Genomic DNA, 17837 nt, shown 5'->3' on the forward strand with positions numbered 1-17837 from the left:
GGCCATTTGGCCACGGAAACCCCATTTTTACAATAAACAAAGGCGTCTGTTTGCGGGGATCACTATTTTGCTACCACCCATTACGACTAAGGTCGTACGACGCGGGCTTGGCACCTGAGCGCTTTGTGTACCATAGTGGACCTATGGGAAGGCATGGGAGAGCCTTCCGGGGAGGAGCCAGTGGCCAAGGCCGCAAGCCAGGTTGAAATGCCAATCGGCGTCGTCGTGCGCAAAACACCCGGTGTAACCCGCTGGGCGAAATGGAATTGGCGCGCCATTGCCGTGTTGCCCGGTGCCGGACCTGCGGACTGGCACGAAATGCGACGTGAAGGCGAGGCCATTGAGTACCACGCAGCGACCCTGCCCCTGACGCTTTGGGCGGACGAAACCGAAGCCTATATGGTGAACCTGTCGGACGGCCAGCCGTCGATCTACCTTGTCCTTCGTGATGCGCTGGATGGCGAAAGGCCGATGGATGCGGTGCTGGTAACGGCGTCGCCCTTCGAAGGTCAGGACTATGCCGATACCGGTGAAGAGATCGTTGAGAAAATTCCGATGACTGATGGGTTGATCGCGTGGGTGCGCGACTTCGCTCTGGAACATCATAACGACGAAGTCTTCGTCAAACGCCGCCGGGACAAAAAGCGGATCGATTTGGTCGAGGACGGCAAGGGCGATGCACGCATCCGGCAAGAGTCAGACGTGTACCGCGCCCCGCGGAGGATCGTGCAGTGACCCAAGCCCGCGATTTCTGGTCCCGCCGCAAAGCGGCGGTACAGGCGGAAGCCGAGGCCGAGGTCATTGCGGTTGAAGAACAGGCCATTGCCGCCCAACACGCCGAACTGCAGGAAAAATCCGATGCCGAGATACTGGCCGAGTTTGATCTGCCCGACCCTGACGAATTGCAGGCGGGCGATGACGTCTCGGGCTTTATGGCCAAGGCGGTGCCTGACCGTCTGCGCCGTCGTGCCTTGCGACGGCTGTGGCGGCTGAACCCGGTTCTGGCCAATGTCGATGGCCTTGTGGACTACGGCGAGGATTACACCGACGCCGCCTGCGTGATCGAAAACATTCAGACCGCATATCAGGTTGGCAAAGGTATGCTTGCACATGTTGAAGCGCTGGCGGCTGAGGCCGAAGACAGCGAAGTGGACGAGGCATCTGAATTGGATGAACCGCAGGAAGAACCCGTGGCACCCTCAGAACCCGCGCCAGAGCCCGTTGTGATGGTTAAGGCTGAAATAACACCGGACGCGTCAGAGGATGCAGAAATCACCCCTGCCCCACGCCGCATGAAATTTGAATTCGAAGGATAACCTGATGACCGCAAGTGAAGCGCAACAGATGAATGTCTCGGCAGAGGATCGCATGCGCGCGGATTTCTACAACTTTCTGGGGCTGCTTCTGTCTGCGCCGCCCGATCAGATGCTGCTGGATCAAGTATCCGGTCTGACTGGCGATGAGACCGATCTTGGACAGGCTATTCAGTCCATGGCCCGCGTCGCCAAAGTGACCAAGCCCGCCGCAGCGGAACGCGAATTCAACGCGCTGTTCATCGGGTTGGGGCGCGGCGAGCTGCTGCCCTACGCCAGCTTCTACCTCACGGGATTCCTGAATGAGAAGCCGCTGGCGCAACTACGCAACGACATGGCAATGCGTGGCATTACCCGAGCCCGGAATGTCTTTGAACCGGAAGACAACATCGCCTCATTGATGGAGATGATGGCGGGCATGATCGTTGGTCGCTTCGGCGCAGCTGCATCTTTGGAAGACCAGAGGGCATTCTGGAACAAACATATTGGCCCTTGGGCCATGCATTTTTATTCGGATTTGGAAGGCGCCGAGAACTCGGTTCTCTATGCCTCGATCGGCACAGCCGGTCGGGTCTTCATGGAGATCGAGCGCGAAGCCTTCCGAATGACGGCAGCGTGAAGCGCTGTCACTCGCCAGCGCCCCAAGGGGTGCTAACTCGCAAATGGGAGAGGAGAAACCCATGAGCAAGACCAAGGAAGAAGGCGCAACGCGCCGCGACTTCCTAAAACTGGCCGGAACTGCAGCGCCCGCTGCCGTTGCCGCAGCCAGCCTGAGCGGAAAAGCCGAGGCAGCCGAGCTGCCAACGGATGAGACCCGCATTCAGGATACCGCGCACACGCGCGCGTACTTGAAAAGCGCACGATTCTAGCGCGACGACAGCGCCCGGCTCTAATCCGGACGAGGTCACACCCGACTGACGGTTGCGATTGGCCCTGACGTCGGCACCAGCAGTACCAAGCCAGCCGTGGCTCACGCGGCGCGCAAGGGAGGAAAGAAATGCTTAGGAAAAAGACCAACGGGGTTGCGAGACGCCCCCAGCGGACAAGTATCCTGTCCCAGGTCGGCGAGAAAACCGTCGATCGCCGCGCATTCCTGCGTGGCTCGGGCCTGACGATCGGCGGCCTTGCCGCGATCAGCGCCATGGGTGGAACCGTGACGCCAGCCAGTGCCCAGACAGCGGCCAATCAGGCCGTGGAAAACATCAAGTCCATATGCACCCACTGCTCGGTCGGCTGTACCGTCGTCGCCGAAGTGCAGAATGGCGTCTGGATCGGGCAAGAGCCCGGTTGGGATAGCCCGTTCAATCTGGGTGGACATTGCGCAAAGGGGGCCGCAGTTCGCGAGCACGCCCATGGCGAGCGTCGCCTCAAGTATCCGATGAAGAAGGAAGGCGGCGAGTGGAAGCGCATCAGCTGGGAAGAGGCGATCAACGAGATCGGCGACGGCATGATGAGCATCCGTGAGGAATCCGGGCCGGACAGCGTCTATTGGCTGGGTTCTGCGAAGCATAACAACGAACAGGCCTACCTGTTCCGCAAGTTCGCAGCCTATTGGGGCACGAACAACGTGGACCATCAGGCCCGTATCTGCCACTCAACCACTGTTGCGGGTGTTGCGAACACATGGGGCTACGGCGCCATGACCAATTCGTATAACGACATCCATAACTCTCGGGCCATCTTCATCATCGGCGGCAACCCGGCCGAGGCGCACCCCGTCTCGCTGCTGCATGTTCTGCGCGCAAAAGAGCAGAACAACGCGCCACTGATCGTCTGCGACCCGCGCTTTACGCGCACCGCGGCCCATGCCGATGAGTATGTCCGCTTCCGTCCCGGTACAGACGTCGCCTTGGTCTGGGGTATTCTGTGGCACATCTTCGACAACGGATGGGAGGACAAGGAGTTCATCCGCACCCGTGTCTGGGGCATGGATCAGATCCGTGAAGAGGTTGCCAAGTGGAACCCGGAAGAAGTGGAACGCGTCACCGGCACCCCCGGCTCGCAGCTGCGCCGCGTTGCGCGCACCATGGCCAACAACCGTCCCGGTACGGTGATCTGGTGCATGGGAGGTACGCAACATACCAACGGCAACAACAACACCCGCGCTTACTGCGTGCTACAGCTTGCGCTCGGCAACATGGGCACCTCGGGTGGTGGCACCAACATCTTCCGCGGTCATGACAACGTGCAAGGAGCGACGGACCTTGGTGTTCTGTCTCACACCCTGCCCGGCTACTACGGCCTGTCAAAAGGTGCTTGGGGTCATTGGGCCCGTGTCTGGGGTGAAGAACCGGAATGGCTCGCTGGCCAGTTCGCCACGATCAAAGACAAGGAAGGTAAGGACAAACCGCTTCAGAACGAGCGCGGCATCCCGGTCTCCCGCTGGATCGATGGCGTTCTGGAAGACCCGGCAAACATGGATCAGGACAACAACGTCCGTGCCATGGTGCTGTGGGGCCACGCGCCCAACTCGCAGACCCGGATGACGGAAATGAAGACGGCGATGGAGAAGCTGGACATGCTGGTCGTGATCGACCCGTATCCTACAGTTTCCGCCGTTTTGCATGACCGTACCGATGGCGTCTACCTGCTTCCCGCCTGCACTCAGTTCGAAACCCGTGGGTCAGTCACGGCATCGAACCGTTCGTTGCAATGGCGCGACAAGGTGGTTGAACCGCTGTTCGAAAGTCTGCCGGACGAGGTCATCATGGCCAAGTTCGCCAACAAGTTTGGATGGGCAGATCGGCTATTCCGCAATATCGAGATGGAAGATCCCGAAACACCGAATGTTGAAAGCATCACGCGTGAGTTCAACTCGGGCCTCTGGACCATCGGATACACCGGTCAGTCACCGGAACGTCTGAAAAGCCACATGGCCAACCAGCACACGTTCGACAGAACCACGCTGCAGGCCATTGGTGGACCCAACGACGGTGAGTATTACGGTCTACCCTGGCCCTGCTGGGGAACGGCTGAGATGGGACATACTGGGACACCGAACCTCTATGACATGTCCAAACCGGTGGCCGAAGGCGGGCTTACATTCCGCGCGCGCTTCGGCGTGGAACGTGACGGCGACAACCTGCTGGCCGAAGGGGTCTATAGTGTCGGGTCGGAAATTCAGGATGGATACCCTGAATTCACCATGCAGATGCTGATGGACCTTGGCTGGGACGGTGACCTGACATCCGAGGAACGCGCGGCTATCGACGCTGTTGCGGGACCAGAGACCAACTGGAAGACCGACCTTTCCGGCGGCATCCAGCGGGTCGCGATCGAGCATGGCTGTGCGCCCTTCGGGAACGCCAAAGCCCGCGCGGTTGTCTGGACTTTCCCGGATCCGATCCCAATCCATCGCGAGCCGCTTTATACGCCGCGTCGCGATCTGGTAGAGGACTATCCGACCTACGAGGACCGTCAGGCCTATCGCCTACCCACGCTTTATGCATCGATTCAAAAGAACGACTTTTCAAAGGATTATCCAATAATCCTCACGTCTGGTCGTCTGGTCGAGTATGAGGGCGGCGGTGATGAGTCACGGTCGAACCCGTGGCTGGCCGAATTGCAGCAGGACATGTTCGTCGAGATCAACCCGCGCGATGCCAACAATCTGGGCATTCGTGACGGGGCCCAGGTCTGGGTCGAAGGTCCCGAGGGCGGCAAGGTCAAGGTGATGGCGATGCTGACCAACAGGGTCGGCGCCGGCGTGGCCTTCATGCCGTTCCACTTTGGCGGCCATTTCCAGGGCGAAGACCAGCGGAGTAAATACCCCGCCGGTGCAGACCCCTATGTCTTGGGTGAAAGTTCCAACACCGCCCAGACTTATGGCTATGATTCAGTGACCCAGATGCAGGAGACCAAGTGTACTCTCTGCAAGATCTCGGCAGCGTAAGGAGAACGATAATGGCTAGAGCAAAGTTTCTCTGCGACGCTGAACGCTGCATCGAGTGCAACGCCTGCGTAACCGCGTGCAAGAACGAGCACGAAGTGCCCTGGGGCATCAACCGCCGCAGGGTGGTGACGATCAATGACGGCAACCCGGGCGAACGCTCGATCTCGGTGGCCTGTATGCATTGCTCAGACGCGCCTTGCATGGCGGTGTGCCCGGTCGACTGCTTCTATCAGAACGAAGAAGGCGTCGTCCTGCACTCCAAGGACCTGTGCATTGGTTGCGGTTATTGCTTCTATGCGTGCCCGTTCGGTGCGCCGCAATACCCGCAGGCGGGCAACTTCGGATCACGTGGCAAGATGGACAAATGTACCTTCTGCGCCGGTGGTCCCGAAGAAAACAACTCGACCGCAGAGTTCGCAAAATATGGTCGCAACCGGATCGCCGAGGGCAAACTGCCCATCTGCGCCGAGATGTGTTCCACCAAGGCCCTGCTCGCCGGTGACGGCGATGTGGTCTCGGCCATCTACCGTGAGCGCGTCGTGGCGCGCGGGTTTGGCTCGGGCGCATGGGGTTGGGGCACAGCCTACGACCAGAAAGACGGCTAGTCCCGTCTGACAAGAAAAGACGGTCCCGTGTTTATCCACGGGACCGTCCCAGCGCGACCAAAAGGATTTGGTCGAGCTTAGGTTGCATGTCCAATCTGCGCGGAGCATTTCATGACCGAAGATATTTACTGGCTGCTGAAACTTGAGTTGCAGGCCGATCAGGATGCTGCATTTGATGCGCTGATGGCGGAAATGGTGGATGCGACACTGACAGAAAGTGGTGCTAAATCTTATGAGTGGCATCGTACAGGGTCGACCATTCACATCTATGAACGCTATGCCAGTTCAGATGACGCAATGATCCATATGCAGAACTTCGGAGCGAATTTCGCCGACCGTTTTCTGGCAATTCTCACCCCCACCACGTTAGAGGTTTACGGACCAGAAAAAGATGACCTGCGCGATACCCTGACACCCGTAGGAGCGGTCTTTCACGAACAAGTCGGCGGCTTTGACCGATAACCCCGTACGACACAGGAGATTCGATAGATGCGCCTGATCCAAATGCTGCTGATACCACTTTTCCTTGCCAGTTTTGCCTGGGCACAGGAAAACACGGAAGTTCCTGCAGAATCTGACCGCAGCGCCACAGGCGGTGCAACCACTTTGCAAGATATCATGGCCCGTCAGCGTGGTGAAAAGGTCGACAACAGCTATCGGTCCGAAAACACCGGCCAAGGCAATGCCGAAGGCTTGCTTGGTCAGCTTGGGACACGCGGTGTGACCTCGGACAGCGATGTCTATCGCGCACTTCGCTACGGCTCGGCGGATGTGACCGTGTCATCTCAGGGGCCGGCCGCGACGGTACTGATCCAGGACGGCGGCATGTGGTGGCTGAATTTCCGCACCGGTCCTTTGCGTGAATATGGATCTTACATCATTGGCGGTATGCTTGTTCTTTTGCTGCTGTTTTTCCTGATCCGCGGGAAGATCAGGATTGACGGTGAAAAGACCGGAAGAAAGATTCTGCGTTTCAACGGGATCGAGCGGTTCGGGCACTGGTTGTTTGCCGGGTCCTTCCTGATCCTGGGTATCACCGGCCTGTTAACTTTGTACGGTCGCGATTACCTGATCCCCGTTTTCGGCAAAGAGGGGTTCGCGACGATCGCTCAGGGCTGCAAGTGGCTGCACAACAACCTGGCTTGGGCCTTTATGCTTGGGCTGATCATCGTGACAGTGAACTGGATTTCTCACAACATCCCGAACCGCACCGACCTGAAATGGCTGGCTGCTGGGGGCGGATTGTTCACCAAAGGCAGCCACCCACCCGCCAAGAAATTCAACGCTGGTCAAAAGATCATCTTCTGGCTTTGCATTCTGCTGGGCGTCTCGATCAGCCTGTCCGGTCTGTCGTTGCTGTTCCCATTCGAAATGCCACTGTTTGCCAAGACTTTCTCAATCGCGAATTCTACTGGTATTCCGCAAATGCTGGGCTTGAACCTGCCCGTGCAGATGTCCCCGCAAGAAGAGATGCAATACGCTCAGATCTGGCACGTCATGGTCGCCTATGCGTTCATCGCGATCATTCTGGCCCACATCTATCTGGGCTCGGTCGGCATGGAAGGTGCGTTTGACGCCATGGGAACCGGAGAGGTGGAAGAGCAATGGGCGCGCGAGCATCACTCGCTGTGGCTGGAAGAGGTGCAGGCAAAAGAGGCCAGCGAAGGGGCGGCCTCGCCCGCCGAATAAATGCGCAAGCTGGTTCTGGCTCTGGCTCTGATGCCCCTGCCCGCAATGGCTGAGTTCTTTACGCTCAAAGGCCATGGCGGACCCATCATGGGGATCGCCACTGCACCCGATGGCCGGATCGCCACGGCCAGCTTTGACAATTCGGTCGGGGTGTGGACGGATCAATCCCCAAAATGGCTGGAAGGCCACGAAGCGGCTGTCAATTCCGTCGTTTTCAACGGCACCGCGATCTATTCGGCAGGAGATGACTTCACCCTGCGCCGGTGGCCCGGAGGTCAGGTTGTAGGTCAGCACAAAGGCAAGATCGTGGGCGTGGCCGCATCCAAAACCCACGTGGCAACGGCCAGTTGGGACGGCACAATCGGCCTATGGCCGGTTGACGGTTCGGCATCATCGATCCTCGGCCCCACTGGCAGTGGCATAAACGCTGTCGAATTCTCAACCGATGGTTCACAGCTCTATTCCGCAGGCATCGACGGGTCATTGCGCATATGGGACGTCGCCAGCGGGCAGGAAACCAACCGGTTCGTGGAACATGGCTTTGGTATCAACGAACTGGTGCTGAACGAGCAGGACAACTGGATTGCTTACGGCGCAGTCGACGGTGTCACCCGCATCCTTGACCTGACAACCGGTGATGAGCGTGATTTCACCTTGGAACGCCGACCGATCCTTGCATTGGCGCTTAGCCCGGATCGCAGCATGCTGGCCGTCGGAGATGGCGAAGGTTACATCATGGTGATCGACACGGTCGAATGGCGTATCGCGCAGGATTTCAGGGCCACCTTACGCGGCCCGGTCTGGGCGCTGGCCTTTTCACCCGATGGTCAAAACCTGCACGCGGGCGGCATTGACGAGGCCATGTACAGCTGGCCGGTAACCGCGCTTGGCGATCAAGAACAGATGGCTGCGGCAGAGCCCAGCTTTCTGAAAAACCCTGACGAAATGGAAAACGGTGAACGCCAGTTTGCCCGCAAATGTTCGATCTGCCACAGCCTGACACCCGACGGGCAACGGCGCGCGGGTCCGACGCTGCATGGTGTGTTCGGGCGCAAAGCCGGTACGCTTGCGGGGTATTTTTATTCGGACACGCTGCAAGACTCTGATATCATTTGGAATGAAGAAACGATAAACGCTCTTTTTGACGAAGGGCCGGACCATTACATCCCGGGGTCGAAGATGCCGATGCAGCGGATCACCGAACCCAGGGACAGGGACGACCTGATCGCATTTCTACGCCGCGCCACGGCGCCAGAAAACTGAGCCGGAGGAGACCTATGAAAGCCTTTCTTGCTGCTGTCGCCGTAATGGCGGTGATCACTGTCGCCGCGCCATATACACTGCAACAGATCGGTTTCAGTGCTGCGGATGCCGACACCAGCTCGGCTGTGCGTCTCGACTGAATGTCCGAATATCTGACCACCAAGGAACTGGCCGACCTGCTACGCATTGGCGAGCGTAAGGCCTATGATCTTGCCTCATCGGGTGAGGTGCCTTGCGTGCGCGCCATGGGCAAACTGCTGTTCCCGCGGGCCGAGGTGATCGCCTGGCTCAACGCATCACGATCCGGTCCGCATGTGGCCGAGCCGCCCCTGCCCCCGATCGTCGCAGGCAGCCATGATCCGCTGCTGGACTGGGCGTTGCGCGAAAGTGGTTCGGGGTTGGCGACCTATTATGATGGCTCATTCGATGGACTGACCCGCCTGAAAGACCGCAACGCGCAGGCGGCAGCGCTGCACATTCATGAGGATGGCGGGTTCAACACCCAGACCCTGAAAGACGCTTTGGGTGAGGCCCCGGTCGTTCTGTTCGAAATCGCGCAGCGCCAGCGCGGTTTGCTGCTGGCACCGGGCGCGTCGGATATTCAGGGTTTTGCACAGCTAAAAGGCCGACGTGTCATTCTGCGTCAGGACAGCGCGGCCAGCCAAAGGTTGTTCGACGCACAGCTAGAGGCCCACGAAATAACACGCGACGATCTGGAAACCCTGCCCACCTGCGCCCGCACCGAAGAAGAGTTGGCCATTGCCCTGCATGACAACAAGGCCGAGGTCGGGTTCGGACTAGGCGCATTGGCTGGGTTGTACGATCTGGGATTTGTTCCCACGCATACCGAACGCCTGGACCTGGCGATTTGGCGTCGGGCCTATTTCGACGACCCGATGCTGAAGTTGCTCAGCTTTGTGCAGTCCGGCCGGTTCCTGACCCGCGCCAATGAGTTTGGTGGTTATGATCTGTCCGGTCTGGGTACGATCCACCACAATGGCGCCAGCGGGTGATCCCTTATTTCGCGTTCGGAAAGAACAGCTGCTGACCATTCAACTCAAAGGCCTCGATGGCTGCCTGCCCGTCCGGGCCGATCAGCCAATCAACAAACCGCTGCCCCGCCGCCGCCCGTACACCCGTGTGTTTTTCGGGGTTCACCAGAATAACGCCGTATTGGTTGAACAAGCGCGGATCACCTTCGACCAACACTTCAAGGTTTCCACGGTTGCCGAAGGACTCCCATGTCGCACGATCCGTCAGGGTATAAGCATCCATGCCACTGGCGACGTTCAACGTCGCGCCCATGCCTGAACCGGTTTCCCTGTACCACGTACCCGATTCCGCAGCCGGATCTACTCCGGCGTCGTTCCAGTGGCGCATTTCGGCCTTATGGGTTCCGCTGTCGTCCCCGCGTGATGCAAAGGGAACTTCGGCCTCAGATACCGCGGTCAAAGCGGCCACGATATCCGATCCGCCCTTCACCTTGGCCGGGTCTGATTTCGGACCGACAAGAACGAAGTCATTATACATCACGTCAAATCGTTCAACGCCCCAACCGTCGTCGACAAACTGCTCCTCGTCCGCCTTTGCATGGACCAACAGAACGTCACCATCCCCATTGATTGCATTACGGATCGCCTGCCCGGTGCCCACAGCAACAACGCGCACGTCGATCCCGGTTTCCGCCTCGAACCATGGAAGGATATAGTCCAACAACCCTGAATTTTGGGTCGACGTCGTTGATTGCACCACGATAAACGGCTCTTCGGCCAAGACCGGACCTGTAAACAAGCCAAGTGAAACCATTGCTGCCCGAATGAAATTCCGGATCATTCTAAACTCCAGATTTTTTGTTATGTCACCAATCCGCCTGCAAGATACCTACGCGAGGCATCACTTTGGGGATCATCCAATACCCCACGCGCATCGCCATGTTCAACAACATGACCGCCCTGCATCATGACGACGTCCGATGCAAGCCGGCGTGCCTGACCGATGTCATGGGTCACCATGACAATGCGCACCCCCCCTTCTGATGCGCGCAGGATCATCCGTTCAATCACCTGAGTGGCGCTGGGGTCCAGCGCGCTGGTCGGTTCGTCCAGAAACAAGGTATCCGGGTCCAGCGCCAGCGCCCGCAGGATGGCCAGCCGCTGCGCCTCACCACCCGACAGCGATCTGGCCGCTTGCCGGGCCTTGCCTTCAAGCCCGCCTTCGGCCAGAAATTCGGCGATACGTGTCTTGCGGGCAGCGCGCTGCAGGCCTTGCCGTTTCAGGACAAAGTCCAGATTGGCCGCAACGGATCGGCGCAGCAAGATGGGCTGCTGAAACACCATCGCCTGAAGGGCCTTGTGATCAGCATTCAAAGGAACTCCGTCTTGTTCCACGTTCCCCTTGTCCGGTGCAATCAGCCCGTGCAGGCACCGCAGCAACAGGCTTTTGCCCGCGCCGTTCGGTCCAAGGATCAAGGTCGGCCCCGGCCCGCTCAATGTCAGGTGCGGAACGTCCAGCAATGCGGTGCCATTACGCGCAATCTGCAATCCGTTAACGGTGACGCGCCGCGCCATTTCCGAGACCAGATCACGCATGGCGCAACCCCTCTCTCTCAGCCCGCAGGCTGAGCGTGCTGACCATGGCGTTCACCGCTATGGCAATACCGATCAGAATCGCGCCGAGCGCCAGAGCAAGCGCCAGATTTCCCTTGGACGTTTCCAGTGCGATTGTCGTCGTCATTACCCGCGTCACGTGATTGATGTTTCCGCCAACGATTATGACCGCCCCAACCTCGGCAATGGCGCGGCCGAATCCGGCCAGCAAGGCCGTGACCAGCGCCAACCGCGCATCCCACAGAAGTACTGGCACAGACGCCAGCCGCGACACGCCCAAGGATCGGAGCTGTTCCGAGTATTCTTCGGCCAGCATCTCGACCACCTGCCGGGTCAGCGCGGCTACAATGGGCGTCACCAAAACCACTTGCGCGATGATCATCGCAGTCGGTGTGTAGAGCAGTTCAAGCACGCCTAAAGGTCCGGATCGCGACAACATCAGATAAACCAGCAGGCCTACGACCACCGGCGGGAACCCCATCAGCGCGTTCATAAGAATGATCAAAACCTGCCGCCCCGGAAAGCGTGCAACAGCCAGCGCAGCGCCAACTGGCATGCCAATCAGAGCGGAAATCAGGACGGCAAAAATGGAAACTTTAAGAGAAAGCAGCACAATCGCCCAAAGCTCTGGATCCCCATTCAGGATCAGAGTGAATGCTGTGCTGAATTCTGCTGCAAATCCCTGCATTTTCTTCGGACTATCGCCAGTTTCGTATGAAATGCGTTGTTATTCATAGAATTCTACGCCAATTCGTCCTCAAGTACAGACACAATTCCGACATAAGAAACAGGAAACGCGGCCCCGTTTGGGACCGCGCCTTTTCAGTCGATGCGAAGCGGATCAGTTCAGCGCCGCATCCGTGATCTGGTGCGTCCAAGCGCCGTCTGGCTGCTTGGTGATCACAGGATCGGAACCACCCGCCAGCAGGGTGGCAACGGTGCGCTCAAAATCGGCCGGGTCCAGCGAACCGTTCGAACCTGAGGTCAGCTTGGCGATCTCGCCCATCATGCGTTTCTGATGCTCTTCGGTCTGGGCGCCGGTCTCATCGTTTTCCAGCACGATGTCGGCTGCCTCATCCGGGTGTTCTTCGGCGTATTTCCAACCCTTCATCGAAGCGCGAACGAAGCGTTCCATCTTGTCGACAAACGCCGCATCCCCAAGGTTCTCTTCCAGCACGTAAAGACCGTCCTCCAATGTCGCGACACCCTGATCTTCGTATTTGAAGGTCACCAGCTCATCCGGGTTGACGCCGGAATCGATGACCTGCCAGTATTCGTTATAGGTCATGGTGCTGATGCAGTCAGCCTGACGCTGCAGCAGCGGATCGACGTTGAAGCCTTGCTTCAGAACTTCCACACCGCTTTCGCTTTTGCCACCCGTGTCGATGCCCAGTTGGCTCATCCAACTCATGAACGGGAATTCGTTTCCAAAGAACCAGACACCCAGCGTGCGGTTCTTAAGGTCCTCGGGCGCTGCAATCCCGGCATCCTTCCAACAGGTCAGCATCATGCCCGAGCTTTTGAACGGCTGCGCGATATTGACCAGAGGCAAACCCTTTTCACGTGCAGCCAGCGCGGCGGGCATCCATTCGACGGTCACGTCAGCGCCGCCACCTGCGATCACCTGCGTCGGTGCAATATCTGGTCCGCCGGGCAGAATAGTGACGTCCAGCCCCTCCTCCTCGTAGAACCCCTTGTCCTTGGCAACATAGTAGCCCGCGAACTGAGCCTGCGTGACCCACTTCAGTTGCAATGTCACCTCATCCGCAGCGAAAGCCGAACTGGCGGCCAGACTAAAGGCGGCTATCGCCCCGCTGAGTAGCTTATTCATCTTCATATCTCCTAGTTGCTGTTGGTGCCCCTTTTGGGGTCTGTTGAATTATTGTTTTATCCACGTTGCGACGGGTGCCAGAATGTCACCGCCTTTTCGATCATGGCGACAAGGCCATAAAATGCGGTCCCAGCCAAAGCGGCCACCACAATCTCGGCCCAGACCATGTCCAGCGACAATTGGCCAACGCTGGTGGATATCCGAAAGCCCATGCCAAGCGTGGGCGAGCCAAAGAACTCCGCCACGATAGCGCCGATCAACGCCAGGGTGGTAGAAATCTTTAAGCCGTTGAAGATAAAGGGCATCGCGGCGGGCAATCGCAGCTTCAGGAAACTCTGCCAATAGGTGGCCGCATAGGTCTCCATCAGGTCGCGCTGCATGGCCGTGGCCTCACGCAGACCAGCCACGGTGTTGACCAGCATTGGGAAGAACACCATCACCACGACAACGGCGGCTTTGGAGTGCCAGTCGAACCCGAACCACATCACCAGGATGGGTGCGGTCCCGACAATCGGCAGCGCTGCGACAAAGTTCCCAACGGGCAGCAACCCTAGTCGCAGGAAATCCCAGCGATCCACGGCAATTGCCATCAGGAATGCGGCGAAGCACCCAATGATGTATCCGCTGAACGCGCCTTTGATGATGGTCTGAACAAAGTCCTCCCACAGGATCGGCAGGCTATTGGCAAAACGCACCGCAATTACGGATGGCGCCGGCAGTATGACCAAAGACACTTCTAGCCCTCTGACCAGCAGCTCCCAAATGACAATGATCGTTACGCCAAATATGAACGGAGCTAGAAATCGCACCAGGCGCGTGTCCGCATAAGGCCCACTGGCCAGACGGCTGTTCAGCCACCAACCCAGGACCCAAACGACGATTGCAAACAGCACCAGTATCATTGCGCCATCCCCATTCTTTTCAGGACCGTCCGTTCTACAAGCCCTAGCAACCCGACCAGACAAGCCGCCAGAATGGCCGCTGCAAACAAGGCCGACCAGATTTGCACGGTTTGGCCATAGTAGCTGCCTGCCAGCAGACGCGCACCCAAACCGGCCACCGCCCCTGTTGGCAATTCACCAACGATGGCACCGACCAGCGAAGCCGCAATGCCGATCTTCAGCGACGTAAACAGATATGGCATGGATGCGGGCAAGCGCAGCTTCCAGAACCCCTGCGACCGGCTGGCGCTGTAAGTGCGCAGCAGGTCCAGTTGCATTGCATCCGGGCTGCGAAGCCCTTTGACCATGCCGACAACCACAGGGAAGAAACTCAAATAGGCCGAGATTACCGCCTTGGGGATGATCCCCTGAATGCCCACCGAGTACAGCACCACGATAATCATTGGCGCCAAAGCGATGATGGGAATCGTCTGGCTGACGATGGCCCATGGCATCACCGACAAGTCCATGACGCGGCTGTGCACGATCCCGACGGCCAACAGAATGCCCAATCCAGTACCGATCACAAAGCCCAGCATCGTTGCGCTTAGCGTGACCCAGCCATGATAGATAAGTGACCGTTTCGAGGTGATTTTTTTCTGTACAGTGGTCTCCCAAATCTCGATGGCAACTTGGTGCGGAGCCGGCAGGCGTGGCCGGTCCTGCTCCCACGTGGCGGGGATGGCAAAGCTGTTATTCAACACCAGTCCGAATTCGGACATATCCCGACGATCCTTGGCCGAGGTTGGCTGAACTTCGGCGCCTGCACGCTCCTGTTCCGTCAAAACACCTTTGATGTTCATTGGAATGCAGGCCGCGTACCAAAGAACGACGATCACCGCGAGAACGGTCAGAACGGCCCAGATTGCTTTGAATCCATCACTCATCATCCGCATGCCCCGCCCGCAGACCCTCGCGCACACGATGCGCCACTTCGATGAACTCAGGCGTGTCGCGGATGTCCAATGGACGTTCTTTCGGCAGCGGGCTATCGATCACATCCGTAATTCGCCCTGGCCGCGGGCTCATCACGACGATCTTCGTGCTCAGATACACCGCCTCGGGGATCGAGTGAGTGACAAAACCAATGGTCTTTTCCGTGCGTGCCCACAGCGCCAAAAGTTGTTCGTTCAGGTGATCGCGCACGATCTCGTCCAGCGCCCCAAAGGGTTCGTCCATCAACAGTATATCAGCGTCAAATGCGAGCGCCCGCGCAATACTGGCGCGCTGCTGCATGCCTCCGGATAACTGCCACGGGAATTTCCCACCAAACCCTTCAAGATCAACAAGTTCCAGAACGCTTCTCACACGTTCATCCTGCTCGGCGGTCGAATATCCCATGATCTCAAGCGGCAGCTTGATGTTTTTGGCGATGGTGCGCCAGGGATACAGCCCCGCCGCCTGAAACACATAGCCATAGGCCCGGTTCCGCCGCGCCTCATCGGGGGTCATGCCATTGACCGTCAGGGTTCCTCCGGTCGGTGTTTCAAGCGCAGCGATACAGCGCAAAAAGGTGGTTTTCCCGCAGCCTGAGGGACCGATGAAACTGACAAATTCGCCCTTGTCGACCGTCAGGTTCACGTCTTTCAACGCGTGGATTGGTCCGTCATTGGTCTGGAAGGTCAGATCGAGATGAGCAGCTTCGAAAATGCAAGTCTGCTGCCTTGAATTATTGGTCACTGTCACACTTCCTATTTCTTCCGCTTTTTCAGCGTCTTTTCTATGGCGAGTAAAGTAAGGGCCACGCAACTTGTTATTCCCAAGACCGAGAACACAACCGGGAATAATGTAACCAGCGGCCTTAGAGACACGGGTACTCCATTCGCGCCGACAATCAGAAATGAACCGATAAACAGAACGACCAAAACCGATGTAAGAATTGCGAGCAAAAAGGCACGGGTTTCCGACATTTGTGTGCTCAGAACGTCATAAGCGAGCAATATGAGCGGTGCCATGACGATAGTCGCCGCCGGAACCGCAAAAGCGCTCGCAAAGAGACCCCACATCCCGATTGCAACAATCAGTTCGCTTACAGATTGCGGGCAGATAAACTCGCACCTAGTTCCAAACAGTTCTAGATAAATGATCGTCCAGAGGACCGCGTTGCATACGAAGCAACTGATAAAAACCACAAGAGCGAGGCGCTTTGCCAGTTTCCACGGTGACGCCACAGGTCGAACATCAAGGGTCATAGCCCGCACGCTTCATACCCCCGTTGCCGGGATGCCCGTCCGTTCAACCGGCCGAGGCGCGGTCAGCTCTTTCCAGGTGCTTAGCGCTTTGTTCACAGTGGTATTGGCCTCACGTGCAACAAAATCGCCGTGGCCTTCCTGCGTGCGGATTTCCCCATCATGCACAGCCACGTGCCCACGAGTAAGGGTAAAGCGCGGCAGGCCTTTGACCTCTTTGCCCTCGAATACATTGTAGTCGATCGAGGATTGTTGCGCATCGGCACGGATCGTCTTGGACTTTTCAGGATCCCAAACCACCAGATCCGCATCAGCGCCAACCAAAACGGCACCTTTTTTCGGATAACAATTCAATATCTTGGCGATATTAGTTGAAGTCACGGCCACAAATTCGTTCGGTGTCAAACGCCCGGTGTTTACCCCATGGGTCCACAGCATCGGCATCCGATCTTCAAGCCCGCCGGTGCCGTTGGGGATCTTGGTAAAGTCGCCTACACCATAGCGCTTTTGTTCGGTGGTAAAGGCACAATGGTCTGTTGCCACAACGCTCAACGATCCCGATTGCAGACCGTTCCACAAGCTGTCCTGATGCTGCTTATTCCGGAACGGAGGGCTCATGACCCGACGTGCTGCATGATCCCAATCCTGGTTGAAGTATTCGCTCTCATCCAAAGTCAGGTGCTGGATCAGGGGTTCACCCCAGACCCGCTTGCCCTGCAATTTGGCTCGCCGGATCGCCTCATGTGCATCCTCACAGGACGTATGCACCACATAAAGTGGCACGCCCGCCATATCTGCGATCATGATGGCACGGTTGGTCGCCTCGCCTTCAACCTGCGGCGGGCGGGAATAGGCATGCGCCTCGGGGCCGTTGTTCCCTTCGGCCAGCAGTTTGGCACTGAGTTCCGCCACCACATCGCCGTTCTCGGCGTGGACCATCGCGATGCCGCCCAGTTCGGACAAACGCTTGAACGAGGCGAACAGTTCGTCATCATTCACCATCAATGCGCCCTTGTAGGCCATGAAATGCTTGAACGTGTTGATCCCCCGCGTTTCAATCACCGTTTTGATGTCATCGAACACCTGCTCGCCCCACCAGGTCACGGCCATGTGGAACGAGTAATCGCAATTCGCGCGGGTGGATTTGTTGTCCCAGCGTTTCAACGCATCCAAAAGGCTTTCCCCGGGGTTTGGCAGCGCGAAATCGACTACCATCGTGGTTCCACCCGCCAGCGCAGCCCGCGTACCGCTTTCGAAATCGTCGCTGGAATAGGTGCCCATAAATGGCATCTCCAGATGGGTATGCGGATCAATCCCACCCGGCATCACATAGCAGCCCGTTGCGTCCAGTTCCTTGTCACCCTTCAGATCCATCCCGATCTCGGTGATGACGCCATCTTCGACCATGACGTCCGCCTTGTAGGACAGATCGGCGGTCACAATGGTTCCGTTTTTGATAACAGTGCTCATTTTCATCTCCCTGACGCGGTCTGCGCCGCATGCTTCAT

At 57.9% G+C, this 17837-nt stretch carries 20 protein-coding genes; 11 read left to right on the forward strand and 9 right to left on the reverse strand.

The genetic code is table 11. The features are described from left to right. Positions 1–180: 180 nt before the first annotated feature. The 11 genes from DS906_RS04320 (at position 181) to DS906_RS04365 (ending at position 9775) form a co-directional block, all read left to right on the forward strand. Entirely contained in the window at positions 181–735 is a 555-nt protein-coding gene (locus DS906_RS04320) for a DUF3305 domain-containing protein (protein ID WP_113788995.1), read from the forward strand. After that, a complete protein-coding gene (locus DS906_RS04325) occupies positions 732–1316 on the forward strand; it encodes a DUF3306 domain-containing protein (protein ID WP_113788996.1) in 585 nt (194 codons plus the stop codon). The genes DS906_RS04320 and DS906_RS04325 overlap by 4 nt, the downstream gene beginning before the upstream one ends. Before the next feature lie 4 nt (positions 1317–1320). Continuing rightward, on the forward strand, positions 1321–1932 hold the full coding sequence (locus tag DS906_RS04330) for a molecular chaperone (protein WP_058277696.1): 612 nt from the start codon (positions 1321–1323) through the stop codon (positions 1930–1932). 61 nt (positions 1933–1993) lie between these two features. After that, the gene (locus DS906_RS04335; protein ID WP_108858848.1) at positions 1994–2182 is read left to right on the forward strand and encodes a ubiquinol-cytochrome c reductase iron-sulfur subunit N-terminal domain-containing protein; all 189 of its coding nucleotides are present in this window, start codon (positions 1994–1996) and stop codon (positions 2180–2182) included. Between the two features lie 128 nt (positions 2183–2310). After that, a complete protein-coding gene (locus DS906_RS04340) occupies positions 2311–5205 on the forward strand; it encodes a formate dehydrogenase subunit alpha (RefSeq protein ID WP_113788997.1) in 2895 nt (964 codons plus the stop codon). A gap of 11 nt (positions 5206–5216) precedes the next feature. Continuing rightward, positions 5217–5810 (forward strand): formate dehydrogenase FDH3 subunit beta, encoded by a 594-nt coding sequence (gene fdh3B / locus DS906_RS04345; protein ID WP_058273836.1) that lies wholly within the window; start codon positions 5217–5219, stop codon positions 5808–5810. Between the two features lie 111 nt (positions 5811–5921). Then, the gene (locus DS906_RS04350) at positions 5922–6272 is read left to right on the forward strand and encodes a putative quinol monooxygenase (RefSeq protein ID WP_113788998.1); all 351 of its coding nucleotides are present in this window, start codon (positions 5922–5924) and stop codon (positions 6270–6272) included. 27 nt (positions 6273–6299) lie between these two features. Next, positions 6300–7499, forward strand: coding sequence for a formate dehydrogenase subunit gamma (locus DS906_RS04355; RefSeq protein ID WP_113788999.1), 1200 nt, complete (start codon positions 6300–6302; stop codon positions 7497–7499). Beyond that, positions 7500–8762 (forward strand): c-type cytochrome, encoded by a 1263-nt coding sequence (locus DS906_RS04360; protein WP_113789000.1) that lies wholly within the window; start codon positions 7500–7502, stop codon positions 8760–8762. A 14-nt stretch (positions 8763–8776) separates the two neighbouring features. Then, a complete protein-coding gene (locus DS906_RS22600; protein WP_255415363.1) occupies positions 8777–8902 on the forward strand; it encodes a hypothetical protein in 126 nt (41 codons plus the stop codon). Further along, positions 8903–9775 carry a helix-turn-helix transcriptional regulator gene (locus DS906_RS04365; RefSeq protein WP_113789001.1) on the forward strand — a complete coding sequence of 291 codons (873 nt, stop codon included), beginning with the start codon at positions 8903–8905 and terminating at the stop codon, positions 9773–9775. It begins immediately after the preceding gene. Between the two features lie 4 nt (positions 9776–9779). Here the strand turns inward: DS906_RS04365 and DS906_RS04370 are convergent, their stop codons facing one another. From DS906_RS04370 to hydA, 9 genes are all read right to left on the reverse strand, one after another. Next, positions 9780–10595 (reverse strand): substrate-binding domain-containing protein, encoded by an 816-nt coding sequence (locus DS906_RS04370; protein WP_113789002.1) that lies wholly within the window; start codon positions 10593–10595, stop codon positions 9780–9782. Positions 10596–10615: 20 nt separating this feature from the next. Then, positions 10616–11350, reverse strand: a complete 735-nt coding sequence (locus tag DS906_RS04375; protein WP_113789003.1) for an ATP-binding cassette domain-containing protein — start codon at positions 11348–11350, stop codon at positions 10616–10618. Then, positions 11343–12056, reverse strand: a complete 714-nt coding sequence (locus DS906_RS04380) for an ABC transporter permease (protein ID WP_113789004.1) — start codon at positions 12054–12056, stop codon at positions 11343–11345. Before DS906_RS04380 ends, DS906_RS04375 begins: the two co-directional genes overlap by 8 nt. Positions 12057–12209: 153 nt before the next feature. Continuing rightward, the gene (locus DS906_RS04385) at positions 12210–13199 is read right to left on the reverse strand and encodes an ABC transporter substrate-binding protein (RefSeq protein ID WP_058274243.1); all 990 of its coding nucleotides are present in this window, start codon (positions 13197–13199) and stop codon (positions 12210–12212) included. 56 nt (positions 13200–13255) lie between these two features. Continuing rightward, positions 13256–14101, reverse strand: coding sequence for an ABC transporter permease (locus DS906_RS04390; protein WP_113789005.1), 846 nt, complete (start codon positions 14099–14101; stop codon positions 13256–13258). After that, positions 14098–15027 (reverse strand): ABC transporter permease, encoded by a 930-nt coding sequence (locus tag DS906_RS04395; protein WP_113789006.1) that lies wholly within the window; start codon positions 15025–15027, stop codon positions 14098–14100. Before DS906_RS04395 ends, DS906_RS04390 begins: the two co-directional genes overlap by 4 nt. Then, entirely contained in the window at positions 15020–15820 is an 801-nt protein-coding gene (locus DS906_RS04400; protein ID WP_233494679.1) for an ABC transporter ATP-binding protein, read from the reverse strand. The genes DS906_RS04395 and DS906_RS04400 overlap by 8 nt, the downstream gene beginning before the upstream one ends. A gap of 11 nt (positions 15821–15831) precedes the next feature. Beyond that, positions 15832–16332, reverse strand: a complete 501-nt coding sequence (locus DS906_RS04405) for a hypothetical protein (protein ID WP_113789007.1) — start codon at positions 16330–16332, stop codon at positions 15832–15834. A gap of 12 nt (positions 16333–16344) precedes the next feature. Continuing rightward, positions 16345–17799 carry a dihydropyrimidinase gene (hydA, locus tag DS906_RS04410; RefSeq protein WP_113789008.1) on the reverse strand — a complete coding sequence of 485 codons (1455 nt, stop codon included), beginning with the start codon at positions 17797–17799 and terminating at the stop codon, positions 16345–16347. Positions 17800–17837: the final 38 nt, after the last annotated feature.

This window comes from Ruegeria sp. A3M17, from assembly GCF_003318255.1.
GTDB lineage: Bacteria > Pseudomonadota > Alphaproteobacteria > Rhodobacterales > Rhodobacteraceae > Ruegeria.